Annotated in this window: 18 protein-coding genes; 8 read left to right on the top strand and 10 right to left on the bottom strand. The window is 71.1% G+C overall.

Going from position 1 to position 26,332, the window contains the following annotated elements; translation table 11 throughout:
• The first annotated feature begins 61 nt into the window (after nucleotides 1–61).
• On the top strand, nucleotides 62–3,013 hold the full coding sequence (locus MMA15_RS22700) for an nSTAND1 domain-containing NTPase (RefSeq protein ID WP_241061946.1): 2,952 nt from the start codon (nucleotides 62–64) through the stop codon (nucleotides 3,011–3,013).
• A 65-nt stretch (nucleotides 3,014–3,078) separates the two neighbouring features.
• On the opposite strand, the gene MMA15_RS28310 is transcribed toward MMA15_RS22700, so the two are convergent.
• Nucleotides 3,079–4,929, bottom strand: a complete 1,851-nt coding sequence (locus MMA15_RS28310) for a LamG domain-containing protein (RefSeq protein WP_241061945.1) — start codon at nucleotides 4,927–4,929, stop codon at nucleotides 3,079–3,081.
• A gap of 508 nt (nucleotides 4,930–5,437) precedes the next feature.
• On the opposite strand from MMA15_RS28310, the gene MMA15_RS22690 reads away from it, so the two are divergent.
• The gene (locus MMA15_RS22690; RefSeq protein WP_241061944.1) at nucleotides 5,438–6,406 is read left to right on the top strand and encodes an aldo/keto reductase; all 969 of its coding nucleotides are present in this window, start codon (nucleotides 5,438–5,440) and stop codon (nucleotides 6,404–6,406) included.
• 65 nt (nucleotides 6,407–6,471) lie between these two features.
• Here the strand turns inward: MMA15_RS22690 and MMA15_RS22685 are convergent, their stop codons facing one another.
• A complete protein-coding gene (locus MMA15_RS22685) occupies nucleotides 6,472–6,810 on the bottom strand; it encodes a winged helix-turn-helix transcriptional regulator (protein ID WP_241063375.1) in 339 nt (112 codons plus the stop codon).
• Nucleotides 6,811–6,997: 187 nt separating this feature from the next.
• On the opposite strand from MMA15_RS22685, the gene MMA15_RS22680 reads away from it, so the two are divergent.
• On the top strand, nucleotides 6,998–7,852 hold the full coding sequence (locus tag MMA15_RS22680; RefSeq protein ID WP_241061943.1) for an SDR family oxidoreductase: 855 nt from the start codon (nucleotides 6,998–7,000) through the stop codon (nucleotides 7,850–7,852).
• A gap of 556 nt (nucleotides 7,853–8,408) precedes the next feature.
• A complete protein-coding gene (locus MMA15_RS22675; protein WP_241061942.1) occupies nucleotides 8,409–9,086 on the top strand; it encodes a peptidoglycan-binding domain-containing protein in 678 nt (225 codons plus the stop codon).
• A 192-nt stretch (nucleotides 9,087–9,278) separates the two neighbouring features.
• Here the strand turns inward: MMA15_RS22675 and MMA15_RS22670 are convergent, their stop codons facing one another.
• The 5 genes from MMA15_RS22670 to MMA15_RS22650 form a co-directional block, all read right to left on the bottom strand.
• The gene (locus MMA15_RS22670) at nucleotides 9,279–10,439 is read right to left on the bottom strand and encodes an ABC transporter permease (protein ID WP_241061941.1); all 1,161 of its coding nucleotides are present in this window, start codon (nucleotides 10,437–10,439) and stop codon (nucleotides 9,279–9,281) included.
• Nucleotides 10,436–11,398 (bottom strand): ABC transporter permease, encoded by a 963-nt coding sequence (locus MMA15_RS22665; protein ID WP_241061940.1) that lies wholly within the window; start codon nucleotides 11,396–11,398, stop codon nucleotides 10,436–10,438. Before MMA15_RS22665 ends, MMA15_RS22670 begins: the two co-directional genes overlap by 4 nt.
• Nucleotides 11,391–13,178 carry an ATP-binding cassette domain-containing protein gene (locus MMA15_RS22660; protein ID WP_241061939.1) on the bottom strand — a complete coding sequence of 596 codons (1,788 nt, stop codon included), beginning with the start codon at nucleotides 13,176–13,178 and terminating at the stop codon, nucleotides 11,391–11,393. The genes MMA15_RS22665 and MMA15_RS22660 overlap by 8 nt, the downstream gene beginning before the upstream one ends.
• The gene (locus MMA15_RS22655; RefSeq protein WP_241061938.1) at nucleotides 13,178–14,251 is read right to left on the bottom strand and encodes an ABC transporter substrate-binding protein; all 1,074 of its coding nucleotides are present in this window, start codon (nucleotides 14,249–14,251) and stop codon (nucleotides 13,178–13,180) included. The genes MMA15_RS22660 and MMA15_RS22655 overlap by 1 nt, the downstream gene beginning before the upstream one ends.
• A 192-nt stretch (nucleotides 14,252–14,443) precedes the next feature.
• Entirely contained in the window at nucleotides 14,444–15,526 is a 1,083-nt protein-coding gene (locus tag MMA15_RS22650; RefSeq protein ID WP_241061937.1) for a LacI family DNA-binding transcriptional regulator, read from the bottom strand.
• Nucleotides 15,527–15,750: 224 nt separating this feature from the next.
• Here MMA15_RS22650 and MMA15_RS22645 point away from each other — a divergent pair, with 224 nt between their 5' ends.
• Nucleotides 15,751–18,378: a PA14 domain-containing protein gene (locus MMA15_RS22645; protein ID WP_372498368.1), complete on the top strand. Its 2,628-nt coding sequence runs from the start codon at nucleotides 15,751–15,753 to the stop codon at nucleotides 18,376–18,378.
• 389 nt (nucleotides 18,379–18,767) lie between these two features.
• Entirely contained in the window at nucleotides 18,768–21,161 is a 2,394-nt protein-coding gene (locus MMA15_RS22640; protein ID WP_241061936.1) for a GH92 family glycosyl hydrolase, read from the top strand.
• A 113-nt stretch (nucleotides 21,162–21,274) separates the two neighbouring features.
• Here the strand turns inward: MMA15_RS22640 and MMA15_RS22635 are convergent, their stop codons facing one another.
• Together MMA15_RS22635 and MMA15_RS22630 are read right to left on the bottom strand one after the other, a co-directional pair.
• Entirely contained in the window at nucleotides 21,275–22,846 is a 1,572-nt protein-coding gene (locus MMA15_RS22635; RefSeq protein WP_372498367.1) for an alpha/beta hydrolase, read from the bottom strand.
• A gap of 234 nt (nucleotides 22,847–23,080) precedes the next feature.
• Nucleotides 23,081–23,284, bottom strand: a complete 204-nt coding sequence (locus tag MMA15_RS22630) for a hypothetical protein (RefSeq protein ID WP_241061934.1) — start codon at nucleotides 23,282–23,284, stop codon at nucleotides 23,081–23,083.
• Between the two features lie 238 nt (nucleotides 23,285–23,522).
• Between MMA15_RS22630 and MMA15_RS22625 the strand changes: the two genes are divergently transcribed.
• Together MMA15_RS22625 and MMA15_RS22620 are read left to right on the top strand one after the other, a co-directional pair.
• Nucleotides 23,523–24,017 carry a hypothetical protein gene (locus MMA15_RS22625; RefSeq protein WP_241061933.1) on the top strand — a complete coding sequence of 165 codons (495 nt, stop codon included), beginning with the start codon at nucleotides 23,523–23,525 and terminating at the stop codon, nucleotides 24,015–24,017.
• A 181-nt stretch (nucleotides 24,018–24,198) separates the two neighbouring features.
• Complete coding sequence (locus tag MMA15_RS22620) at nucleotides 24,199–24,813, top strand: dihydrofolate reductase family protein (RefSeq protein WP_241061932.1); 615 nt, start codon at nucleotides 24,199–24,201, stop codon at nucleotides 24,811–24,813.
• Nucleotides 24,814–24,842: 29 nt separating this feature from the next.
• Here MMA15_RS22620 and MMA15_RS22615 read toward each other — a convergent pair whose 3' ends face one another.
• Nucleotides 24,843–26,192, bottom strand: coding sequence for a class I SAM-dependent RNA methyltransferase (locus tag MMA15_RS22615; RefSeq protein ID WP_241061931.1), 1,350 nt, complete (start codon nucleotides 26,190–26,192; stop codon nucleotides 24,843–24,845).
• Nucleotides 26,193–26,332: the final 140 nt, after the last annotated feature.

Here is a 26,332-nt window from a genome sequence, read left to right as displayed (position 1 = left end):
CGTACCGCGGCCACGGCCGGGGGCCGCGCCCATACGAACCGTTCACGGGCCAGGGGGAGAAATGCCACGGAGAGAACGGCCGCTCGCGCCGGGAGACGGTGCGCTGCTGAGATTCGCAGCGGACCTGCGCAGGCTGCGCCAGGAGGCGGGTAACCCGCCGTACCGCACGCTCTCGAACCGCGCCCACTTCTCCATCGCCGCGCTGTCGGGAGCCGCCGCCGGAAAGCGTCTTCCCTCCCTTGAGGTGACGCTGGCGTACGTGAAGGGCTGCGGCGGCGACACCGGGGAGTGGGAGCGCCGCTGGCACGACGTCGCGGCGGAACTCGCCGCCGAGGCGGCGGCGGAGGCAGCCGCGAACGCCGAGTCCGAGGGCGGCGACGCAACGGGCGGTGCATCGGCGGGCGAAGGCGACAGCGGATGCGAGGGCGCGGCGGGGGGTCAACGCGCCCCCTACGCCGGGCTGTCGGCGTTCCAGCCGGACGACGCCGAGTGGTTCTTCGGCCGGGAGGAACTCGTCGAGGACCTGGTCCGGCGCGTCGACAAACAGCGGATCGTGGCCGTCTTCGGCGCCTCCGGCGCCGGCAAGTCGTCGCTGCTGCGTGCCGGTCTGCTGCCGCGTCTGCGGTCTCAGTCGCGGACAGTGCTGCTGTTCACCCCGGGGCCGCACCCTCTGGAGGAACTGGCGATCCTCCTGGCCGGTCCCTCCCGTTACACGCCCGGGACGCTCTGCGCGGAGTTCGGCGCTGAGCCGCGCAATGTGCACCGCACCGTGCGGCGGATCACCGCCGAGGGCCCGCCGGACGCCGAAGTCGTCCTCGTCGTCGACCAGTTCGAGGAGATCTTCACGGTGTGCCGCACCGCGGAGGAGCGGCGCCGGTTCGTCTCGGCACTGGTCTTCGCCGCGTCCACCGCGAAGAGCCGGTGCCGGGTGGTACTGGGCGTACGGGCCGACTTCTACGCGCACTGCGCCGAGGAACCCGAACTCGTCGAGGCCCTTCGCGACGCGCAGCTCACCGTCGGCCCCATGAACGCCGACGAGCTGCACCGTGCCATCGTGCGCCCGGCGGCCCGCGTGGGATGCCGCGTGGAGGGGCGTCTGCTCAGCCATCTGGTCGCGCACGCCCAAGGCCAGGCGGCGGTACTGCCGTTGCTGTCGCACGTGCTGCTGGAGACCTGGCGGCGGCGCCGCGGCAATCAGCTCACCCTCGCGGGCTTCCGCGCGGCCGGAGGGGTCGAGGGCTCGCTGACGCAGACGGCGGAGGCGTTCCACGCCTCGCTCGATCCACGGCAGCAGGCAGTCGCCCGGCAGCTCTTCCTGCGTCTCACCGCGCTCGGCGACGGCACCGAGGACACCGGGCGCCGCATCAGCCGCGGCGAGCTGGACGCGGACGAGGACACCGCGACCGTGCTCGAACGGGCCGCCGAGGCACGGCTGATCACTCTCGACGGCGACCGCGTCGAGCTCGCCCACGAGGCTCTCATCCGCGTCTGGCCACGGCTTCGGGGCTGGCTGACCGGCAGCCGCAGATCGCTGCGGATCCACCGGCAGCTCACCGAGGCCGCCGAGGAGTGGGAGTCGCTGGGCCGCGACCCCGATCTTCTCTACCGGGGTTCACGGCTGGCTCTCGGCCGTGACGCGACGGGTTCGGGCCTCGGACTCACCGCGAGGGAACGGGAGTTCCTGGATGCGGCCTCGGCCGCGGAGGCAGCCGAGGCCGCGGCGGCGCAGCGACGTTCGCGCCGGCTGCGGCTGCTCGTCGCGACGCTCGCGGTTCTGCTGGCGCTCACCACCGCCATGACCGTGTACGCGATGCGCGTCGGCGACGAGGCCGCCAGGCAGCGCAACAGCGCCGTCGCGCTGAGCGCCGCGGGCGAGGCGGCCGGTCTCGTCGGTGAGAAGCCGGGCCTCGCCGTCCAAGTCGCCCTGGCCGCCTATCGGCTGGAGCCTGGGCGCGCCACCCGCGACACGCTGCTGAGCACGCTCATGCCGTCCTGGGACGGGCACCGCGGTGCGGTCCTCGCGGTGGCCGCCGGTCCCGGCAGGGGCACCGCCGTCACGGCCGGTGCGGATCACGCCGTACGGCTGTGGGACGTACACCGCCCCCGCGACCCCGAGCTGCTCTCCACGGTCGGCGAGCACGACGGCGGCGTGTACGCGGTGGCGATGCGTCCCGGAGGCGACGTGCTGGCCACCGCGGACCGCACCGTGCGGATGTGGGACGTGACCGACCCCCGGCACCCGAGGCTGCTTTCGGAGAGCGGCGGGCACACCGGCGCCGTCCGCTCCCTGGCGTTCTCCCCCGACGGCCGGACCCTCGTCAGCGCGAGCAACGACGGTACGGCGCGGCTGTGGGACACCCGCGATCCGCGGCGCCCCGGGCGCGAGGCCGTGCTGCGGGGTCACGAAGGCGCAGTGCGTTCCGCCGCGTTCGGCGGTGGCGGAAGGCTGCTGGCCACCGGGGGCGACGACGGCGACCTGCGGCTGTGGGACACCCGCGATCCGGACAAGCCGAAGCGGGTGGCGCGGCTGCGAGCGCACCGGCTCGGCGTCTTCTCCGCAGCGTTCAGCCCACGCGACGACGTGCTCGCCACCGGCGGAGGGGGCGGCAGCCCGTTACGGCTGTGGGACGTCGGCGATCCGCGGAAGCCGCGGCTGCTCGCCTCCCCGGCCGGTCACAGCGATGTCGTCGGCGCCGTCGCCTTCAGCCCGGACGGGCGGCGGCTCGCCTCCGGCAGCGACGACCGCACGGTGCGCACCTGGGACGTACGGGACGCGCATCGTCCGCGCGGCACCGCCACGTTGAGCGGCTACACCACGGCCGTCGCCGCCCTCCGCTACTCCGCGGACGGACGCGCCCTGGTCACCGGTGTGTTCGACGGGAAGGTACGGCTGCTGCCGTCGGACCGGCGCCGAGTCATCGCGGAAGCCTGCGGCGTGCGGCGCAAGGCGATCTCCAGATCGGCGTGGCAGCAGCGGCTGTCGGGCGTTCCCTACGACCCTCCGTGCCGCTGAGGGACGCCGCCCGCCCCGGCGTGCGCCCGTCGTCGGGCGCACAGCGGGCGGCTCCCCGGCCGGGGTCAACGCGACTTCCGCGCCAGGGAGTCCACCTCCGGCGAGGTGAGGGCCCTGCCGAATGCCTGTACGTCGTCGACGGTGCCGTCGAGCCCCTGGAAGAACTGGTTGTTCGACAGTCCCCGGCCCACGACGAAGTCGCCCTCGGTGTCGAAGTCGTCCTCGCGGCCGACGGTCTGGACGCGCCGGCCGTCGACGTACAGGCGGACCTGGTCGTCCGTGTCGTCGTAGATGCCCGTCAGATGCGTCCACTCGCCCGCCTCGACCCCGGAGGCGGAGACGGCGGCGTCCGCGTCGCCCTCCGCGACGCCGGTGTCCTCCTCCGGCAGCCGCATCTCCCACCTGGTCTCTTCGGCGTCGTAGCGGAGCATGAACGCGCTGGCGTCGTCGCCGTCCTGGCTCACGACCGTCTGCGAGACGTCCGTACGGTCCAGCTTGACCCGCGCCGACACGGAGAAGCTCTCGCTGGTGTCGACCAGGGCGCCGTCCGACGCCACGAACTGCTCGCCGTCGAACTCCAGCCCGCCGCTCTTGGTAGGCGTCGGGCGAGAGGCACCGAAGAGGGTGCCGACCTGGTTGTTGCCCGAGCTGTCGGCCGTCAGCCCGTCCCCGTCGACATCGTCGAAGAGCCACTCCACCGCCGCGGAGGCGACGGCCGGCCGTTCGGAACGGGTCGGTTCGGGTTTCGGCGGCCGGGGCTTCGGCGACTCGGTCCTGCCCGCGCTCTTCGACGCCGTCGGCCTGGCCTTCGTGCTGGAGGGCTTGGGCGACGGGGACTTGGAGGACGACGGCGACGCCTCAGCGGGCTGCGGCGACGCCTGTTCCTTGCTCTGCGGCTCCTTGTCCGAACCGAAGTCCACACCGAACGCGAAAGCGGCGGCCACGGCACAGACGCCGGCGACCGCCGCACCACGTACGGCCAGATCGGTGCGCCGTCTGCCCTTCATGCTCGCGCCGCCCGCGGCACCGGCCGCCGCATGGCGGCCCTTGCCCGCTGCCGTGCCGGTGACCGGGGGGCTCGCCGCTGCGAATGCGCCCGGGAGGGGGACGGGCGCAGTCTCGTGAGGCGGCAGGGCGGGGACCGGCATGGGAGGAGCGGGCAGTCCGGGCGGGTCGTAGGCGAACGTGAAGCCCGGTGCTGCCTCGTCTGGCATGAGGCCGGGCCGTGCGCTCTCGTCGATCTCGCGGGCGGCGTACTCGGCACCGGCCCAGGGCAGCAGCGCCTGCGCCACCAGCGCACCGCAGTCGCGCCGTACCCGGGAGAGGTCGGCGACGGCCTGTGAGCAGCGCGGGCAGCGGTCCAGATGCGGAGCGAGCTGCGACGCTATGTCGAGGGACCCGGCGTCCGCGTAGGCGAGCACCAGCACATGGAAGCGGCGGCACTCCTGATGCATGCCGTCCCGCAGCAGCCTGGCGTAGGAGTTGTAGAGGTCCTCCTGCGCACGGCCGGAGAGCACGTAGACGTCGCCGGGGCCCGAGCCGATCAGCCGTCCGGTGAACGCGGCGTCGTCACGCTCGACGGCCTGGTGCCACAGAACTGCCTGGCTGTGGTGGGGAAGTCCGGCGAAGGCGAGCGCCACGAACGAGGGGCGCCGGTAGTAGGCCGTCGCGGTGTTGCCCAGCATCACCGGGCCGTTGGCGTCGATCCACGCGGTCAGCTGCGGGTCCAGCTCCGTGCGCTGGTGTCCGCGCGTCCAGCCGGAGGCCGCGCGCAGCACCGAGGAGAGGACGCAGGGGCGTACGGCCCCGGTGGCGCTGCCGTCCACCCGCTCCCGTAGCGCCTCCTCCCACGCCTGGTACGCCAACTGCTCGGCCGCCGTGGGGTGTGCGGCGCAGGTGGCTGCGAAGGCGCGCACCGCGTGGAAGTGCCTCTGCTCCAGCTCGTGAAGCGCGTGAAAGGAAGCATCACCTCCTTCCCGTACGAGACGGAGAAGTTCAGGGTCTCTCAGATCTCTGCAATTCATCCTCTTCCCCCGATCAACTCCCGGCGGTTCACCGCGTCTCCGTCGCCGGTCGCAGGATGACGGGGTCGCGACATGGCGCTCGGGGCGCGGGTTCGACACCGGGCTGTGTGTCGATGTCATGGGCGGTCGAGCACAAGTCCAGCGCAATCACGCCTCGAACGCCATAGCCAGAGCAGCCCTGTGACCGGCCGGATCGTGCGGCCGAGGAGGTTGGTGGCGAGTGGTGGCGTTTCGTCCGCCCGGCTTTCTCGGACCCGTTTCGAACGCGGTCGGCGAGATTGACATCCAGGTGAGTAATAAGGCCGGGGCGGTACGCGAGTTGACGACCGCGCCGTCCGCGCACGGGACGCTGTACGGTGACGCCGCGTAGTGGAGTACTGGCTCACCGGAGGTCTCGACCGTGCCGTTCCGACGACTCCCCGCCACCGCGGCGGCCCGTATCGGCCTCGGACTGGCCGCGCTGGGGCGGCCCGCCTACATCAACCTCGGCCGGGAGTCGGACCTGCCCGCCGAGCGGACCGTCGAGGCGATGGAGAGCCGCGCCCATGCGGTGCTCGACGCGGCATACGCCCGCGGAGTGCGGTACTTCGACGTCGCACGCTCCTACGGGAGAGCGGAGGAGTTCCTCGCCGCCTGGCTGCGTGACCGCCCCGGGCGCGACGACGTCGTGGTCGGCAGCAAGTGGGGCTACACCTATACGGCGGGCTGGCAGGCCGACGCCGCCGTGCACGAGGTCAAGGACCACAGCCTCTCCACGTTCGAACGCCAACTGCCCGAGACGCGCCGCCTGTTGGGTGACCGCCTGGACCTGTATCAGGTCCACTCCGTGACGCCTCAGAGCCCCGTGCTCACCGACCGCGCGCTCCAGGACGCCCTCGCCGCACTGGCCGCCGAGGGCGTCGCCGTCGGAGTGTCCACCTCCGGCCCCGAGCAGCCGGCCGCGATCCGTGCCGCGCTGGCGGTCGAGGTGGCGGGAGTGCCGCTCTTCTCCACCGTCCAGGCCACCTACAACGTGCTGGAGCCCTCGGCGGGGCCCGCGCTCGCCGAGGCGCACGACGCGGGACGGACCGTCATCGTCAAGGAGGCACTGGCCAACGGCCGTCTCGTGCACGAGGCCACGGACGACTCGCCGCTGGGCCGCCTCGCACGGGACACCGGCACCTCCGCCGACGCGCTTGCGCTGGCCGCCGTGCTGCGCAGGCCCTGGGTGGGCCTCGTGCTCTCCGGCGCCGCCACGACCGCCCAACTCGAAGGGAACGTCGCGGCGTCGGCAGTCGACCTCGGCGACGGCGACGCCGAACGGCTCTCCGGCCTGGCCGAGCCCGCCACCGCGTACTGGCGGCACAGGGCGGCCCTGCCGTGGTCCTGAACCGACGCGCCTGCCCCGTCCCGTAGTTCAGCGCCCGCCGGCCGCGGACGTGTGGCGGTCCTGCCTCAACGCCCCTTGGCGGTGTCGTACTTCTTCCGCGACTCCTGCACGGCGTCCATCCGCTCCTCGGTCCACTCGGCCAGCGCACGCACCTGCCGAGCCGCCTCGCGGCCCAGTTCGGTGAGGGAGTAGTCGACGCGCGGCGGGATCACCGGCTTCGCGTCGCGGTGCACCAACCCGTCGCGCTCCAAGGTCTGGAGGGTCTGGGTGAGCATCTTCTCGCTGACGCGCCCGATGGCGCGGCGCAGTTCGTTGAAGCGGTACGGGCGCTCCAGCAGCCGGATCAGCACGAGGACGCCCCAGCGGCTGGTGACGTGTTCGAGCACGAGGCGGTAGGGGCACATGCCCTCGTTCCCGACGACGTACTTGTCGGACGGCGTGCCGGCTGCCACGCCACTGCTGTCGGTGCCGGGGCTGCCGACACCTGTACTTACGGACATGGCAGTACCTTACTTCAAGGTGGGTACTGATGTATCTACCCGTACAGCTCCTAGGGTGAGTTCGAGCCCACCCACAGAGGAGAGTTGGAAGATGCGCACAGTCGTCACCGGAGCCACCGGGAATCTCGGCCGTCTCGTCGTCGACGGCCTGCTGGAGAAGGTTCCGGCGGGGCAGATAGTCGCCGTGGTCCGCGACCGCGAGAAGGCGGCACCGCTGGCCGCGAAGGGCGTGGGGCTGCACGTCGCCGACTACGGCACGCCCGGCACCCTCGACGGCCTCTTCGCAGAGGGCGACAGGGTGCTGCTGATCTCCGGCAGCGAGGTCGACAAGGACCGCGCCGCCCAGCACACCGCCGTCATCGAGTCGGCAAGGGACGCCGGAGTCTCGCTGCTCGCGTACACCAGCGCACCCGGGAAGCTGACCGCCGCACTGGCGGACGCCCACCACGGCACGGAGAAGGTACTGCTGGACTCCGGTCTGCCGTACGTCCTGCTGCGGAACGGCTGGTACAACGAGAACTACACCGAGCAGTTGGCCCCGGTGCTGGAGCACGGCGCCGTCGTACAGGCCGCCGGAGAGGGCCGCGTCGCCTCCGCCGCTCGTGCCGACTACGCGGCCGCGGCCGTAGCGGTGCTGACCGGGGAAGGCCACGAGAACTCGGCCTTCGAGCTGAGCGGCGACACCGCGTGGAGCTTCGGCGAGTACGCGGCGGAGCTGAGCAGGCAGACCGGCAAGGAGATCGCCTACAACCCGGTCACCGCCGAGACCTACGCCGGGATTCTCACCGGCGCCGGGCTTCCCGAGGGTCTGGCCGCGATCCTCGCCGACGTGGACACCTCCATCGCCGACGGCGAACTGGCGGGCACCAGCGGCGACCTGGCCCGGCTGATCGGCCGCCCGACGACCCCGATCGCCGACTCCATCGCGGCGGCGCTCAAGGGCTGAGCCGTACATCAGGGGCGGGCCCGCGGTCCACGACGACCGCTGGCCCGCCCTTTCCGCTGCCCCGTGAAGCGGACGGGAGGCAGGCCATGACGGGGGCCTCGGGGCTCGAAACTTTGGGGACTCAGGGACTCAGAGACTTGGGGACTTGGGGACCTGGGGACCTGACCCCGGGGGCCGGTCGAACTCGGCCGCGCGCAGGGGCAGTTGGACCGCGCGCCCCGAGAGTGGCATGGATCACACCGGCCCTTGTCATACGGCAAGGGCCGCTTCCGCGTATGCCTCGTGTGCACCCGGACCGGCCAACCGCGACTCCCCGGCAGGCGCCGGGTTCTGCCGGGACGTCTCCGGTGGTCGAAGCAGGCAGCCCCGGCCCCAACCCGGCCGACTCGACCGGCTCATCGAGAAGCGACCGGGCGGGGCTGCCCTCCTCCCCCGGCGGCCTGCCAGACCGCAAAAGGCATGACATAGCACGCAGTTCAGTACATATGTCACGAGTCTCGAATACCGGGCTTCTCCCGACTTGACAGCTTTTACGTGTACACGTCAATGTCACGCCATGCAGAGAAAACGAGCAGCAGTCACAGCCGCAGCACTCGTAGCCGCGGGCACCATGCTCGCCATACCGGCCGTCGCCCACGGCGCACCCTCCGCGCCGGCCGCCGGGACATCGGCCGCGGACGCCGGCCACGGTCTGAAGTGGTTCCAGGCCAAGCACGGCCTCAGTGAGACGGGCAAGGTCAACAAGGCGACCGCCAAGGCCCTTCAGCAGGCACCCGACAGCGAGATGCGCAAGGTCTTCGCCTCCCCCGCCGACCTCGGGCCCGCCGAACTCGCCAACGCCCGTACGGTGATCGGCGTCGGCAAGGGCGCGAACATCCCCGAACAGGGCCAGGTCATCGCGCTGATGACGGCCATGCAGGAGTCGAAGTTCGTCAACTACACGACGCCCGTCGACCACGACTCCCTGGGCATCTTCCAGCAGCGGCCCAGCACGGGCTGGGGCACGCCGGAGCAGATCACCGACGTCCCCACGTCCTCCAAGTCCTTCTACGGAGTGGCGCCGTTCGGCTCCAACCCGGGCCTCATCCAGATCGACGGCTGGGAGGGCATGCCTCCCGGCGAGGTCTGCCAGGCCGTGCAGCGGTCGGCCTTCCCCGACCGGTACGCACAGTGGGAGCAGTTCGCACGCGACCTGCTCGCACAGGAAGGACCCTCCGTCGAGCCGATTCCCTGACGGCCGCAGGCGGCAGTCCGCAGCCGCCGGCGGCCGTCCCGGCCGCGAGGGTTTCCTCCGCACGCCCCGCGCACCCGGGTCCAGCAGAGCCCGTGCAGCGCGGGGCGTGCGTGTTCGTACGGCTCCGGCCGGAGCACGGGCAGCCGGAGCCGTACCCGGCCGGGGTCAGGACCGGCCGGAGTCGGAGGGCGCTCAGCCCGATGACGTCAGCCGGGCCTTACGTCTGCGTCCCAGCCAGGTCTGTACGACCACGACCACGACGAGGAAGGCTCCGCTGACCACCTGCTGATAGGCCGAGTCGAGCGAGCCGATCTGGTTGATGACGTTCTGGATGACCTTCAACAGCAGTACGCCGACGAGCGATCCGCTGACGAAGCCCAGACCGCCGGTCAGCAGCGTGCCGCCGATGACGACCGCCGAGATCGCCTCCAGCTCCATGCCCTGGCCGAGAATGGTCACTCCTGAGGCCAGATAGGCGGCGTTGAGCGCACCGGCAAGTCCCGCCAGCAGCCCGGAGATCACATACACCGACACCTTCGTACGGCTCACCGAGGTGCCCATGAGAGAAGCGGCGTCCTCGTTGCCGCCCACCGCGTAGACGTTCTGCCCGAATCGGGTGCGGCGCAGCAGCAGGCCGCCGAGCAGGAAGAGCGCCAGCATGATCCACACCGGTACGCCGATTCCCAGCAGCTTCCCGCGTCCCAGGTCGGCGAAGAGCGAGTCCTTGGCGACCAGGAAGGTGTCGTTGCCCTCGTCGGTGATGTTGAGCAGCAAGCCGCGTGCGCCCAGCATCGCGGCGAGCGTGACGATGAACGGCGCCAGCCTGGCCCTGGCGATCAGCAGGCCGTTGACCAGCCCGATCGCGCCGCACACCCCCAGCGCCAGCAGCAGCGCCACCAACGGGCCGTGCCGCGAGCCCCATGCGGCGAGCACACCGCCCAGCGCGAAGACCGAGCCGACCGACAGGTCGATGCCGCCCGAGACGATCACGAACGTCATGCCCAGCGCGACGATCGCCAGGAACGCCGACGAGACTGCGATGTTCTCCAGATTGCCGGGATGCGCGAAGGACTCGAAGGACAGCGAGGCGATCAGCAGGGTCAGCGCCAACGCGACGAGCGCACCGTGCTGTTGGGCGAAGGCGCTGAGGCGCTCGGCACGTGCGCTCGGGCCGCCCGGGACGGTGTGGTCCGAGGAGAGGTGCTTCGCGGGCGGAACACCTTCCCCGCCCGGTCCGTGCGGGCCGCCGCCCGGCGTGCCCTTGCCGAGTACGCCCTTGCCGGGCGCCCCGTCGCCGTGCGAGCCGGTGCCGGGCCGGCCTGCGCCCTGCTGACGTGTGTTCGCGGCGCTCATCGCTTCCCCCTCTCACGTGCCGCGTACACCGCGAGCACGATCACGACGGCCTGTGCGATCTGCGTCCAGGAGGGCGGCAGGTCGTGCTTGATGAGCGTCGCCGTCAGGAGCTGGATGAGCACGGCTCCGGCGACCGTGCCGCCGATGCGTACCCGGCCGCCGCTGAGCGGGGTGCCGCCCACCACGACGGCGGTGATCGCCGAAAGCTCCATCAGGGTGCCCAGCGAGGTCGGATCGCTGGCCTGTAGCCGGGCCGTCGCGAGGAAGCCCGCTACGGCCGCCAGCACCCCGGACGCCACGTAGACGCACAACAGCACCCGTCGTACGGGGAGTCCGGCCAGCCGGGCGGCGGGACGGCTGTCCCCGATCGCCAGAAGCTGTCTGCCGAAGGTCGTGCGCCGCACGGTGAACGCGACGAGCAGCACCAGGACCAGCGCGATCACCACCGGATAGGGCACACCCAGCAGGTCCTCCGAACCCAACGCCCGCATCCCCGGATCTCGTACGTCCTCCAACTGCGGCACCAGCACCAGCGCCAGGCCCCGGCCGCCGACCATCAGCGCCAGCGTCGCCACGATGGGCTGCACGCCGACGAGCGCGATGAGCGAGCCGTTGACCATGCCGACGGCGACACCGCCGAGCACGGCCGCCAGCAGCGCAATCCACGGCCCGTAGCCCAGATAGAGCGCCACCAGCGACGTGGACAGCGCCATCACCGAGCCGACCGAGAGGTCGATCCCCTCCGAGCCGATGGCCAGTGCCATGCCCAGCGCCACGATCAGGATGGGCGCGACCTGCACGGCCTGCGTACGGAAGTTCTCCGTCGAGAGGAAGTGATCGGTGAAGACGATGTTGAACAGCAGCAGCGCCGCGACGCCCACATAAACGCCGTACGCCTGAAGCCAGGCGTAGAGGGCGGGCCGGTCCAGCGAGCCGCGGCGGAGCGCGACTTCAGCCATGGGGTGCCTCCTCCCGCGGGGAACGGGGTCCTGAGCCGCCCTTACGGTCCTCCGTGCCGTCTTCCTTGCCGTCGCCCGCGGGACCGTCGCTCGCGTGCCCGTCGCCCGCGGCACTCGCGGCCTCTTCCGTGGCGTCCTTCGCAGCGCCCTTCGCGCGGTCGTCAACGCCGTCGTCAGTGCCGTCCTCCGTACCGGCCCCGCCGCGTTCCTCCGGTGTCCCGTCAGGGGAGTCGCCGTCGAGGGAGTCACCGTCCGGGGGATCGCCGTCGCCTGCCGCGGCGATCGCCTCCATCAGCCGGTCCTCGGTGACGTCGTCGCCGGTCAGCTCGCCGACCACCGCCCCGTCCCGCAGCACCACGACCCGGTCGGAGCCCTCGATCAGCTCCTCCAGGTCGGAGGAGATCAGCAGCACGCCCAAGCCGTCCTCCGCCAACTCGTCCACGAGGCGCTGCACTTCGGCCTTGGCGCCGACGTCGATGCCGCGGGTGGGCTCGTCCAGCAGCAGCACGCGCGGCTCGGCGGCCAGCCAGCGGGCCAGCAGGACCTTCTGCTGGTTGCCGCCGGAGAGTTCGCCCGCCTTCTGATGCGGCGAGGACGCCTTGATCCGCAGCCGGTCCATGAACTTGCCGACCAGCGCGTCGATCCGCGCCTCCGACACCAGACCGGCACGGGAGAGCCGGGGCAGCACGGCCAGCGCGATGTTCTCGCGCACCGACAGCCCCGGCACGATGCCCTCGCTCTTGCGGTCCTCGGGCAGCAGGGATATGCCCGCCCGGATCGCGGCGCCCGGAGAGCCCTTGCGCACTGGCATGCCCGCCACCGTGATCCGGCCTGCGCTGGGCGTCAGCGCACCGGCGACGGCCTTGACGGTCTCCGTGCGGCCCGAGCCCAACAGCCCGCCCAGGCCCATCACTTCACCCGGGCGCACCGCGAACGAGACGCCGTGTAGCTGGTGCGGGACGCTGACGCCTTCGGCGCGCAGCACCGGCTCGGCCGAGGCCGCCTCGTGGTCGCCGCCGAACTTGGTGGTGCCCTCCGCCCGCACCTCCCCGATCTCCCGTCCCAGCATCAGCGACACCAGCTTCAGCCTCTCCAGGCCCGCCAGCGGACCGCTGTGCACGGTGCGTCCGTCGCGCAGCACGGTCACCGCGTCGCACACGGCGTACAACTCGTCGAGCCGGTGGCTGACGTAGACCACGGCGACGCCTTCGTCCCGCAGCCTCCGGATGACGCCGAAGAGGGTCTCCACCTCGCGCGGCTCCAGCGACGACGTCGGCTCGTCCATGACGACGACCCTGGCGTCGACGGAGACCGCCCGCGCCAGGGCCACCATCTGCTGTGCGCCGACGCCGAGTTCGCCCAGAGGGCGGCGGACGTCCGTGCGCACGCCGTAGTCGCGCAGTATCCGCTCGCTCTCCCCGTGCATGCGGGCGAAGTCGATCAGCCCGAACCGTTTGCGCGGCTCGCGCCCCAGGAAGAGGTTGCGGGCCACGCTCATCAGCGGGACGAGATTGACCTCCTGGTAGATGGTGGAGATGCCCGCCTGCTGGGCCGCGAGCGGCGTCGCGAACGAGACGGGCCTCCCGTCGTGCAGCACCTCGCCCTCGTCCGGGGCGTAGACGCCGGTGAGCACCTTGATGAGCGTGGACTTGCCGGCGCCGTTCTCCCCGATCAGCGCGTGCACCTCGCCGGGACTGACGCCGAAGTCGACGCGGTCCAGGGCGAGTACACCGGGGAAGCGCTTGGTGAGTCCGCGCGTGGAGAGGGCGTACCGCGTCATCAGTACGCCTTGCTCAGGTCCTGCTCGGCGTTCGCCGCTGTGTAGGCACTGTCCTTGATGACGATGGTCTGACCGACCTCCTTGCCGCGGGTGAAGTCGTCGAGCGTGGAGAACGCGAGAGGACCGAAGCGCGGGTTGGACTCGATCACGCCGTGGATCCACTTGTCGGTGATGCCCTGAACGGCGTTGCGGGTGCCGTCGACGGTCACGATCTTCACGTCGCCGGCCTTCTTGCCCGCGCTCTTGAGGGCGTTGACCGCGCCCAGGCCCATCTCGTCGTTCTCGGCGTAGATCCCGTCGATGTCCGGCTTGGACTGGATGAGCTGCTCGGTGACCTGCTGGCCCTTCTCACGGGCGAACTCGCCGGTCTGCTTGAAGACGACCTTGAGCTTCGGCGCCTTCTCCTTGATGCGGTCGCGGAAGCCCTCGGTGCGTTCGGTGGTGACGTTGTTGCCGGGGGTGCCGAGGAGGATGGCGACCTCGCCCTTGCCGCCGGTGGCCTTGATCATCTGGTCGGCGGCGCGGCGGCCCTGCTGGACGAAGTCGGAGCCGATGAAGCTGACGTAGTCCTTGCACGCCTTGGCGTTGATCTTCCGGTCGATGGTGACGATCGGGACCTTCTTCGCGGCGGCCTGCTTGAGCACCGGCTCCCAGCCGTCGGAGTTGAGCGGCGCCACGACGAGAAGGTCGGCGCCCTTGGAGATGAGGTCCTGCACATCGCTGATCTGCTTGGAGAACTGCGACTGCGCGTTCGCCGTCAGCAGCTTGATCTTGCGCTTCTTCGCCTCCGCCTTGATGGAGGCGGTCTCGGCTATCCGGAAGGGGTTGGCCTCCTTCTCGGACTGGGAGAAGCCGACGGTGGCCTTCGAGAGGTCCAGCTTCTTGCCGCCGTACTGGTCGACGGTGCAGGTCTTGGCGCCCTTCGTGGGCTCGGCGGCGACCTGCCCGCCGCCCTCGCCGCCGGCGCCCGGCTTGGCCTTGTCGGCATCGTCCTCGGACTTGGCGCAGCCGGTGGAGAGGGCGAGAGCGGTGAGTATTGCGGCGACAGTGAAGCGCCTTGCGACCTGCTTCATGGGAACCCCCACGGTGTCTTGTGCAGACGGCGTGACGATTGGTTTTTATATCGTTGGAAGATTGCTGTAAACAGTGCGCGCGAGAACTGGTATGCAGCCGCAACCCCGCGTGCGGCCCTGGACCGGCATCGAGTTGGACGGGGCCCGGACCGCGCGAAGCCGCCGTGGGGCCGCACTCCGCGCAAACAGGACTCAGCCGCGAGCCGCCCTCCCGAGCGTGCTCTCCCGCTCCATCAGGGCGAATCCAGGCCGGAGTTCACGGCTGTGGCCACCCTCGCGGCGCCCGATGCCGTCGCCGTCCCCGCTGCCGTCGCCGCCCCTGCTCGCCTCGTCGTTCTTCCCGGCGAGGCGCCCGACGATCGACTCCACCGCCAGCCGCGCTATCGCCTTCTTGTCCGGTGCCACCGTCGTCAACGTCACGGCTCCGTACCGGCCCTCGGTGAGATCGTCGAACCCTACGACCGCTACGTCCTCCGGCACCCGCAGCCCTCGCTCCGACATCACCCTCATCGCCCCTATCGCGATCAGGTCGTTGTAGGCGAACACCGCGTCGGGACGCTGCCCCGCGTCCAGCAGGGCGGCCATCGCCGCCGCACCGTCGGCCCGGTCCCAGCCCTCGACCGGCGCCACGAGCGCCTCGTCGGCCGTGACGCCGCGGGCCGCCAACTCGGCCTGCCAGCCGAGGAGTCGCAGATGGGAGGGCTGACTCGGACGGTCGCCCCTGGCGCCGAGGAAGGCGATGCGGCGCCTGCCCAGCTCCAGCAGATGCCGTACGGCTGTGCGCGCCGCGGCGATGTTGTCGATGGCGATGTGGTCGTAGGGGAGGTCGTAGCTCCGCTCCCCTATCAGCACCAGCGGACCGCTGCCGGTGCCCGCCGCCAGGTCCTCCGCCTCCAGCTCCAGCGGGTTGAGGATCAGTCCGTCGATGACGCGGGCCTGGAAGCCCTGTGTGACGAGCAGTTCACGCTCGCGGCGCCCCTGGGTGTGGTCCAGCAGCACCGTGTAGTCGTGTGCCGCGGCCGCGTCGATCACGTCGCCCGCCAGCTCCGCGAAGTACGGATTGCCCAGCTCGGGCACGGCCAGCGCGATGATCCCCGTACGGCCCTTGCGCAGGTGCCGGGCGGTGAGGTTCGGCCGGTAGCCGAGATCGTCGATGGCGCGCTGGACCTTCTCCCGCATGGCGGGAGTGACGTGCGGATACTTGTTCACCACGTTGGAGACGGTCTTGACCGAGACCCCGGCGTGCTCAGCGACGTCCTTGAGACTCACCCTCACTCTGCGCTCCTCATCCTCAGGGGCCGTCGCGTCCACCGCCACCACGCACCTGGACAGGAAACAGCGGGCGTGCTGTCATGCCAACAACCCTTGCTTCCAACGTTATACAAGACGGATCGGAACAAGGGCAGTGCCGCATTCATCTCCTGCACACCTCATCCGGAGGTCCCGTGAGACGCGCACACAACTGGTAAGCCACTGCCGCCCTCTTCTCCCTCCTCGTCCTGCTGGCGGCCTCGCTGGGGCCCGCGTCCCCTGCCGCCGCCGCGCCGTCCGCCTCGTCCGCGGGCGGCAGCGCCCCCGAGGTGCATGGCCTCAAGGGCGAGTACTGGACCCAATCGGCCCCCGGCGCCCACGACTTCGACACCCTCCAGGCCACCGCCTTCGACCCGTCACTCGACTTCGCCGACCTCGAACCCCGCCTGAAGGAGCGCTCAGGACAGGCGGACCACGCCAGCGTCCGCTGGACCGGGACGCTCACACCCACCAGGACCGGCGCGCACACCTTCCATATCACCGGCGACAACGGCTTCCGCATGTGGATCGACGACGAGCTGGTCATCGACCACTGGGTCGCCGACTGGGACAAGGAGCAGACCTCCGAGCCGGTGCAGCTCACGGAGGGCACCGAGCACTCCGTGAAGGTCGAGTACTTCGAGGAGGACGGCGGCTCCAGCCTCCATGTGAGCTGGACGCCGCCCGGAGGCGAGAAGACCGCGATCCCGCAGTCCGCCTACACCCCTCCCGGCGACCTCGACTACGACGGACCTGCCGTCGTACGGGTCGGCGAATCCGGCCGCACTCTGGAGATGGCCTTCGCACAGCGGCTCACCGAGCCGCCCGCCGGATTCCCGGACCATCTCAGCGCCGTGATCGGCGGCGCCGAATGGCCGCTGGGCAGCGCCCGGTTGGACCCCCGCGACGACCACCGGCTGCTGATCTCCCTCGACGAGCCGGTCGTCGGCCAGGGCGGTACGGCCGAAGTGCGCTACGACGGCGACGGCGGACTCGCGGACTCCGACGGCGGTGAGGTCGGCGGCTTCTGGACCGCGGGAGAGAACGGCTCTACGTACCAGCTCTCCACCGAGTGGACCGACGACGCAGGACCGGACAACGCCCTGCCCGAATACCCCCGGCCCCAGCTCAAGCGGGACAAGTGGCGTAACCTCAACGGCACTTGGCAGTTCGCCGGAGCCGAGAAGGGCGAGCAGCCGCCGGTGGGCAAGGAGCGCCGCCTCGACGAGAAGATCCTCGTGCCCTACCCCGTCGAGTCCCGCCTCTCCGGCGTCGAACGGCACGAGGAACGCATGTGGTACAAGCGGTCGTTCGACGTCCCCGCCGACTGGGACGTCGGCTCCGGCAAGCGGCTGCACCTCAACTTCGACGCCGTCGACTGGCAAGCCGAGGTCTACGTCAACGGGGAGAAGGTCGGCGGCCACAAGGGCGGCTACGACCGCTTCACGGTGGACGTCACCGACGCCCTGCGGCCCGGCGGCGAACAGGAACTCGTCGTGGGCGTCTACGACCCGACGGACTCGCCGGACGGGGAGAACCCGCCCGTGGGCAAGCAGCGACTGGACCCCGAGGGCATCTGGTACACCCCGTCGTCCGGCATCTGGCAGACCGTGTGGATGGAGCCCGTCGCGGAGCAGCACACCACCGACGTCCATACGACCCCCGACATCGACGGCGAGCAGGTCACCGTCACGGCGCGCGGCGTGCCCGAGGGCGTGCCCGTCACCGCAGTCGTATACGACTCCCCGCCCGGCGACGGCGGCGAGCGCGCCGCAGCCCGTGAGGCCGGGCGCGAGACCGGAAGGGCCACCGGCAGCGGCGACGAGCCCTTCGACGTCCCCGTTCCCGACCCGAAGCTCTGGTCGCCGGACGACCCGCACCTCTACACGCTCAAGGTGACGGTGGGAGAAGGCGGTTCGGCCGACACCGTCGAGAGCTACTTCGGGATGCGCGAGATCGGCGTGAAGACCGTGGACGGCAAGCGGCACATGGTGCTCAACGGCAAGCCCGTCTTCTCCATGGCCACGCTCGACCAGGGCTTCTGGCCCGACGGCCTCCACACAGCACCCACCGACGAGGCGCTCGCCTTCGACCTACAGGCCCACAAGAAGCTGGGCTTCAACTCGGTGCGCAAGCACATCAAGGTCGAACCGGACCGCTGGTTCTACCACGCCGACCGGCTCGGCCTGCTGGTGTGGCAGGACATGCCCTCGATGCGTTCGGACAGGACGCCGGACGAGGCGGCACGCACACAGTTCGAGCACGAGCTGAAGCGCATGATCGCCCAGCACGACAGCCATCCGTCGGTGATCATGTGGGTCACCTTCAACGAAGGCTGGGGGCAGTACGACCAGGCCCGTATCGCCGACTACGCCAAGGAGCTCGACCCGACGCGGCTGGTGAACAACATGAGCGGCCACAACTGCTGCGGCGCCGTCGACGGCGGCAACGGCGACATCTCCGACGCGCACGGCTATCCGGGGGCCCAACTGCCGGCGGCCGACGGCGAACGGGCCCTGGTCAGCGGCGAGTACGGCGGCCTCGGGCTGGCCGTGCCCGGACACGCGTGGCCCGTGCGGCACACCTATGTCGGTGTGAAGAAGGAGAAGTTCACCGACGAGTACCTGGCGAAGCTCAAGGACATCGAGCGGTTCGCCGCCTGCGAGGGCAGCAGCGGCGCCGTCTACACCCAGATCACCGACCTGGAAGGGGAGTTGAACGGCCTGCTGACGTATGACCGCAAGGTCGGCAAGGCCGACGCGGACCGGCTGTCCAAGGCACACGCCGCCCTGATCAAGGGCGTCGCCGACGGCACCCTCACCTGCGAACGCGAGTAACGGCTCTGCTGCTTCGGCCCCGGTCCGGCACCTCCGCGGGCCGGGGCCGAAGTCCGCGCGGACGCCGCCCTGTCGGCGATGCGTACGGCGAGTAGACGACCCGTGGGAAGGGGCACGGCCGGCGCGACGGCACGGGCGCATCCCCTTGACGGCGACTTGAATCGCCCCAAGAATGCTGGGTTGTTGACGTTGACAACGTTGTCTGAGCAGTGCGCGCCCTGAGCGGTGACCGTGTGCCGACGGGCTCTCAGTTGTCGGACCGTCACTGCCCGCCTCCCGGATGCCGACCCCGCCCGCCCTCGTCCGAGCCCGTTACTGCTCGCGCCAGTGCCAGTGCCCGCCCACCGCACGCCCCGGGCAACTCACGCCCACCGACCGGAGGTCCCACCATGAGATGGAATCCCGTACTGAGACGGAAGAGGCGCCCGCGTCCGCGAACCGCCGTGGCGCTGACGGCCGCCACGCTGCTGGCGGCAACGCTCACCGCCGCCGCCCCGCACACGGGCGCACAGCACACCGGCGCGGAGCGCGGGCAGAACGGCCGCCTCACCGACCTCGTCAACCCCTTCATCGGCACCGAGAACGAAGGCAACACGTATCCGGGTGCGGCCGTGCCGTTCGGCATGGTGCAACTCTCCCCCGACACCGGCCACAACACCGGCTACGACCACTCCCACAACCACATCCGCGGCTTCTCCTCCGTGCATCTCTCCGGCGTCGGCTGCGGACTCGGCGGTGACCTTCCGGTGCTGCCGACCACCGGCGACGTCACCGAGACCGACAACGCCGAGTACGCGGCCCGCTTCAGCCACGACGACGAGACCGCGAGCCCCGGCTACTACCGTGCCGGGCTCGACGGCGGCATCCGCGCCGAACTGAGCGCCACTCGGCGCACCGGCGTACAGCGCTACACCTTCCCCGCCACCGAGAAGGCCAACGTCCTGCTGAACGCGGGCCAGTCGCTGCACAAGACGGTCTCCACCAAGGTCGAGATCATCGACGACAGGACGGTACGCACCGCGATCACCGGCAGCGGCTTCTGCCAGGACACCGAGCCGTACACGGTCCACACCGTCACCCGCTTCGACCGGCCCTTCACCACCTCCGGCACCTGGAAGGGCGACAAGGTCACCGAGGGCTCCAAGGACTCCTCCGCCGAGAGCGGACGCAACGGCGCCTGGGTGCGTTTCGACACCGGCGAGGACCGCACCGTCGAGGCCACCACCGCGCTGTCCTACGTGGACGCCGAGGGCGCGGCGCTCAACCTGCGTGCGGAGGGCGGACGTTCGTTCCGTCAGGTCGCCGACGCTGCTCGTACGGACTGGGAGAAGCGGCTGGACGACGTGAGGGTGCGGGGCGGCAGCGACGCCCTGCGGCGCACCTTCTACTCGTCCCTGTACCGGTCCTTCCTCGCCCCCAACATCGGCAGCGACGCCGACGGCCGCTACACCGGCTGGGACCAGAAGACCCACCGCGCGAAGGGCTTCACCTACTACCAGAACTTCTCGCTCTGGGACACCTACCGCACCCAGAGCCAGCTTCTGTCGCTGCTCGCCCCGCGCGAGGCACGGGACATGGCCGTCTCCGCGCTGCACGTCGACGAGGACGGCGGCTGGCTGCCCAAGTGGGGCTACGGCACCGTCGAGACGAACATCATGACCGGCGACCCCGTCACGCCGTTCCTCACCAACGCCTATCAGCAGGGCCTCCTCAAGGGGTACGAGGAACGGGCGTACCGCGTGCTGAAGAAGAACGCCGACGGGGTGCCGCCCGCCGACTCCCCGGCGGTCGGCCGCGAGGCCAACAGGCCCTATATCGCCGATGGTTTCGCCCCGTACCTCAAGGGCCGCCCGCACTCCAAGCCCGGCGACTCCGACTACGACCACGGCGCCTCCGCCACCTTGGAGTACGCGCTGTCGGACGCGATGCTCGGCGAGATGGCCGCCGGCCTCGGGCACAGCGAGGACGCTCGCCGCTACGCCCGGCGCGCCCAGAACTACCGGAACGTCTTCGACGAGTCGACGGGCTTCTTCCGGGCCCGCGACGGCGACGGCGACTTCACGGGACCGTCCGACCCCGCCAAGAGCGAGGGCTTCCACGAGGGGACGTCCTGGCAGTACCAGTGGCTGGTGCCGCAGGACCTGCCCGGAATGGTCGGCCTGATCGGCGGCGAAGCGGCGGCCAACGGGCGTCTCGACTCCTTCTTCGCCTACGAACGGCTGCTGAAGGACCCGGAGAAGACCGCCCGTGAGGTCTGGGTCAACGGGCCGTACGACTACTACAACGCGGACAAGTACAACCCGCAGAACGAGCCTGACCTCATCGCGCCCTACACGTATCTGTCGACAGGTCAGCCGTGGAAGACCACGGACGTGGTGCACGCGGCGCTGACGCTCTTCACCGACACCCCGACGGGCATGACCGGGAACGACGACCTCGGCACCATGTCCGCCTGGAACGTGCTCTCCTCGATCGGGATCTTCCCGATACAGCCCGGCACCGACACCTGGGGACTTTCGACCCCCGTATTCGACCGCGTGGACCTCGACCTCGACCGGCGCTACTACCCGGGCGGCCGGTTCACGGTGCGGGCGCCCGGCACGTCGGAGACGAACCGCTATATCCAGTCGGCCCGCACGGACGGGCGCCCGCTGGAGAAGACGTATCTGACGACCGATGCCCTGCGGAACATTCGGGATCTGTCGTTCAGGGTCGGCAGTTCACCGTCGTCGTGGGGCACCTCCGACGAGGCGGCACCGCCGGCACTGAACGGACGGAAGTGACCGCCCCGAACCGGCCGCCGCGCAGGGGCACTTGAGACGCGGGGCCGGGGGCGCCTGATACATCGGGTGGCGCTCCCGGCCTCCGCGGCCGTCGCCGAGCTGCCGCGTCCCGGTCACCGCCCTGCCGCGGCGGGCCGGTGCGCGCCGGGCGGCTCCGGCTGGGGAGGCGCCGCGCAGCTCACATCGCGGTCGGCGAGGTCGCCGCGGAGCAGGTAGCCGTCGACGCGGCTGTTGACGCAGGGATTGGGAGTGTCGGAGGCGATGTGCTGGCCCTCACCGCGCACCGTGATCATCCCGGAGTCCCTGAAGCGGCGGTGAAGTTCGGCGGCACCCTCGACGGGGGTGGCCGCGTCCCCCTCGTTCTGCACGATCAGCACCGGTGGCAGCCCCTCACGGGTGCGTACGTCCACGGGCGTACGGGACGGCTCGGGCCAGCTCGCACACGGCAGGTTCATCCGCTGGCTGAACCACGCGAGGAACGGGTGACGTTCGTGCTGCCGCTCGGCGTCCCGGTCCCATCGTTCCGGGTCCCTCGGCCAGGGGGCGTCGTTGCAGTCGACGGCGGTGTAGGCGGCCGTGAAGTTCTCCGACATGGGCCCGCCCGTGGCTTTCTCGACGAGCCCGTCGGGCCGCCCTGCTTCGTACTCGCTCCAGGCGGTGGTGTCCGGAACCCAGTTGCCGTCGGAGTACATGGTCATCATGAACATCTGGGTCAACTCATACGGTCCGGCCTTGCCGCCGATCGGCTCCCGCCTGGCCTGTGCCATCAGCTTCTCCAGGCGCTCCCCCACCTCGTCCGCGGTACCGCCGAGGTGGAACGTGCCGTCGTGCCGGGCGACCCACTCCTTCCACTCGCCGAACCGCCGCTCGAAGGCGGGCACTTGAGCACGGTGGTTCTCGTACCAGACGTTGGACGGGTTCACGACGGAGTCGAGGACCATGCGTCGCACGTGCCCGGGGAAGAGCGTGCCGTAGACGGCGCCCAGGTATGTGCCGTAGGAGTAGCCGAGGTAGTTGAGCTTCTTCTCGCCCAGCGCCGCGCGGATCACGTCCATGTCGCGGGCGGTGTCCGGGGTGTCGATATGCCGCAGCAGGTCTCCCGTGCGGTCCTTGCAGCCTTGCGCGTAATTCCGGGCACGTTCGTGTGCCTGCTGCTTGTCGGCCTCGCTGTGCGGGACCGGGTCGGGCCTGGGTGCCTTGGCGTGCTGCTGCGGGTCGACGCAGGAGACGGGCGCGGAGAAGCCGACGCCGCGCGGATCGAAGCCGATCAGGTCGTAGGCGGCGGTGACCTTCTTCCACACGGGCTTGCGGGCCGTGCTCAGCGGCACGTCGCCTCCGGGTGCGCCGGGACCGCCGGGGTTGAGCAGCAGCGAGCCCTGACGCTGCTCCTTCGTGCCCCCGCTGGGGTAGCGGTCGACCGCGATGCCGATGGTCCGCCCGTCGGGCTCGGCGTAGTCGACGGGAACGGTGACGATCCCGCACTGGAGCGGCGAGTCGTTGCCGCAGTCCTTCCAGTCGATGCCCTTCTCTGCGGCCCGCCGTGCTGCCAGCTCGGCTCCCCGCGCCTCGGCGGCCGTCTCCCCCGCCTTCTGCGTCCGGCCCGCCTTCCCCGTCTTCCCGCCGCCCTCCGGCCGGATATCGGCGCGCTGCGCCGCCCACCCTCCGGTGAGGGTCGCGGCCATCATCACCGCCGTGGTCGCCAACACCGCTCGTCGCACGGGGAGTTCCTTTCTGCCCGGACACCGTGCTGAGGTTCTAGCCGCGCTGACCGGCGGCAATCCCGTGCGCCCGTGGGTTCACCCGTAAGGACGGAGGCTCTTGCGAACGCCGAAATGACCCTCTATGTACGGCAGTTGAGGCGTGCGCCCCGCTCCTTGTAGCGGCGATGACGGCGAACGGCACCGTTGGTTCTGCGGCTTTCACCCTGCCTGCGTATCGCCGCCGGGCCGCTTCGTCGCGGACTTGAACTTCCATGAGGTGCCGGGACAGTCCTCGGGCAGCGGCGGAAACGGATAGCCCTTGAAGTCCGTGCTGAAGCTGTGCCCCTTGTCGCAGTCGCACTCGTAGACGCCGCTGCCCGGGACGAGTTCGCCCGGACGGAAAGTTCCGTTCTGCGCGGTCATTCCTCACATATATCCCGGACCCCCTGCCCCCGCATCTTCGCGCTGCGCCTGCCCACGTCCCTGCACCGGGTAAGGGCCGCTACCCGCCGTCGCCGCTCACCGGGCGGTCGCGGGCTTACGGGGCGTACGGAGGCGTACGGAGGGACGACCTGGAGGGGGCGCCGCTCGTCCGCGAGCGCACCTTCGCGGGCGAGGTTCGGAGACGTTTCCTCCGGCGCTGCGAGGTACCCGGCAGCACATGATTCGCAATGCGCTCACCGGAGCCGTGGCCGGGGCCGCCGGGACCACCGCGCTCAACGCGGCCACCTACACGGACATGGTGCTCACGGGCCGAGGCGGCAGCTCGGCGCCGAAGGAGATCGTCGACCGGCTCAGCGACCGCACGGAGGTCGCCGTACCCGGCACGGGCGAGCCCCGTGACAACCGCGCCTCCGCCCTGGGCGCGCTGCTCGGCATGGCCACGGGTGTGGGAGTCGGCGCCCTCTACGGCCTGGCCCGCGCGTCAGGCCGGCGCCCGGCGGTCCCGCTGGCGGGCGTCCTGGCGGGCGTGACCGCGATGGCGGGCTCGGACGTCCCGATGGCCGCCCTGAGGATCTCCGACCCCCGTGAGTGGAGGCCGTCGGACTGGCTCAGGGACCTCGTGCCGCACCTGACGTATGGCGTGGTCACGGCGGCGGTGTACGAACTGGCGGCGGGGCGGGACGAGCGCGGCCCTCGTCGCCGGCGGCGATGACGACGGGACCCCACCGCTGACCCGCGGCGGCGAGTCCCCCTCCGCAGGCCCGGCGGCGCGCTCGGCCGCACGGCCACCGGCGCCACCGGCCACATCCACGTCTGCCCCTCGCCGCGCTCCCCCGTCTCGAACTCGCTCCATGCACCGATGAGTTCCCACCGCGGATCGGGTCTGCCCTGGCATGACTCGAATCACCGCCGACATCTCGGTCTCCCTCGACGGCTTCGTCACCGGGCCCCACCCCGGCCCGGACAACGGGCTGGGCACCGGCGGCGAGGCCCTGCACACGTGGGCGTTCTCCGACGACCCCGACGACCGCCGCATCCTGCGGGAGGCGACCGACCGCTCGGGCGCCGTCGTACTCGGGCGCCGGCTCTTCGACGTGGTCGACGGGCCGGGCGGCTGGAACGACGAGACCGGCTACGGCGCGGGCGAGGTCGGCAAGCCCGCGTTCGTCGTCGTGACGAGCTCACCGCCGGAGTCGGTGCGGCTCACCGGCCTCGACTGGACGTTCGTCACCACAGGGCTTCCCGACGCCGTCGACGCCGCACGCGAACGCGCCGAGGCGGCGTCGTCGCACAGCGGCAAAGACCTCGACGTCGTCCTCATGGGCGGCGGCGCGACGATCGGCTCGGCACTCGCCGCCGGACTCGTCGAGAGCCTGACCCTGCATCTCGCGCCCATCGTGCTGGGCTCTGGAACGCCGCTGTTCACCGCCGGAGCCCAGCTCAGCCTGCTCCAGCGAAGCGTGACCTCGACCTCGACGGCGACCCATCTGACCTACGACATGCTCTGACGCCGCCGTCGCCGACCTCGGACGGAGGCTCAGCCCCTCTTCCCCACCGGCTCCAGAATCGCCACGCACTCCAAGTGGTGCGTCATCGGGAAGAGATCGAAGGCCCGCAGGAAACGCGGCACGTATCCCGCCGCCCTGAAGTAGTCCAAGTCCCTTGCCAGCGCGGCCGGATCGCATGCCACGTACCCGATACGCCGCGGCCCCAGGCCCGCGATGCGGCGGACGGTCTGCTTGCCCGCGCCGGCGCGCGGCGGGTCCAGTACGACCAGGTCCGCTTCCGCGATCCCCGTGCGCGGCAGCACGGATTCGACCTTGCCCTGCTCGACGCGGACCCTCGGGAAGTCCGCCAGATTGTGCCGCGCGTCCTCCACAGCGCGCTTGGACGACTCGATCCCCAGCACGGCACCGCTCTCCCCGATACGGTCCGCCAGCGCGCCCGCGAAGAGGCCCGCGCCGCAGTACAGATCGAGCGCCATCTCGCCCTTGCGCGGGGTGAGTCCACGCATCAGCGCGTCAACGAGCAGTTCGGCGGCGCGGGGATGCACCTGCCAGAAGCCGCCCGCGCCGATGCGCCACGTACGGCCGTCGGCACGCTCGCGCACGAAGTCACGGCCGTGCACCCGGTGCAGCCTGCCCTTGTCGCTGCCGCGCTCCCCCACCCTCAACACCGAGACGGGACGGTCGAGTTCGACGATCGGGAGCCTCGCGCCGGGCCTGGGCGTGAGCACCACCTGACGGTCCTGCGAACCGGTCGCGGCGGTCGCCTCGATCGCCGCCGTCTCGGGCCACCGGCGCCGTTCGATGCCCAGCTCCTCAACGCCGGGGGCGGCGATCAGACAGTGGTCGACGGGCTCCACCTCGTGCGAGCGATGGCGCCGGAAGCCGGTCCTGCCCTCGTCGTCCACCGCGAACTGCACTCGCGTACGCCACCCGGGGACCTCCCCCGCGGGCACCTTGTCGCCGGGCGCGGGCTCGACCGTGCCGTCCCACGAGACGTCCTCGGGCGTCAACTGCGCGAGCCTGTGGAGCTGTTCGGTCAGCACCTCGCCCTTCAGCCTGCGCTGCGCGCCGGGCTTCACGTGCTGCCAGTCGCAGCCGCCGCAGCGTCCGGGCCCGGAGAACGGGCAGGGCGCCGGGATGCGGTCCTTCGCCGCCTCCAGCACCTCCACGGCGTCCGCCCGCAGGAAACGCGAGTCCTCACGGCCCTCGGTCACGCGGGCGACCACGCGCTCACCGGGGAGCGTGTGCCGCACGAACAGCACCCGCCCGGCCTCCGTACGGGCCACGCAGTGCCCGCCGTGTGCGACGGGGCCGATCTCGACCTCGTACTCCTCGCCGACGAGGGAGGGGGCGAGGGCGTCTGCGGGGGCATCGGGCATGACGGGCGGGCTCCAGAGAACGGGGCGAGGTGCGGGCGGACTGCGAGACGAAGCGGGACGGTGGAGACGAGACGGACGAGACGGGACTGCGGAGACGGGACGGACGGGATGCCGGGCGCGGGCGCCTGCCCGGGGTCTGC

Origin of the sequence: Streptomyces marispadix, from assembly GCF_022524345.1 — a bacterium.
Lineage (GTDB): Bacteria > Actinomycetota > Actinomycetes > Streptomycetales > Streptomycetaceae > Streptomyces > Streptomyces marispadix.
This window is presented reverse-complemented; position numbering and strand designations above follow the sequence as displayed.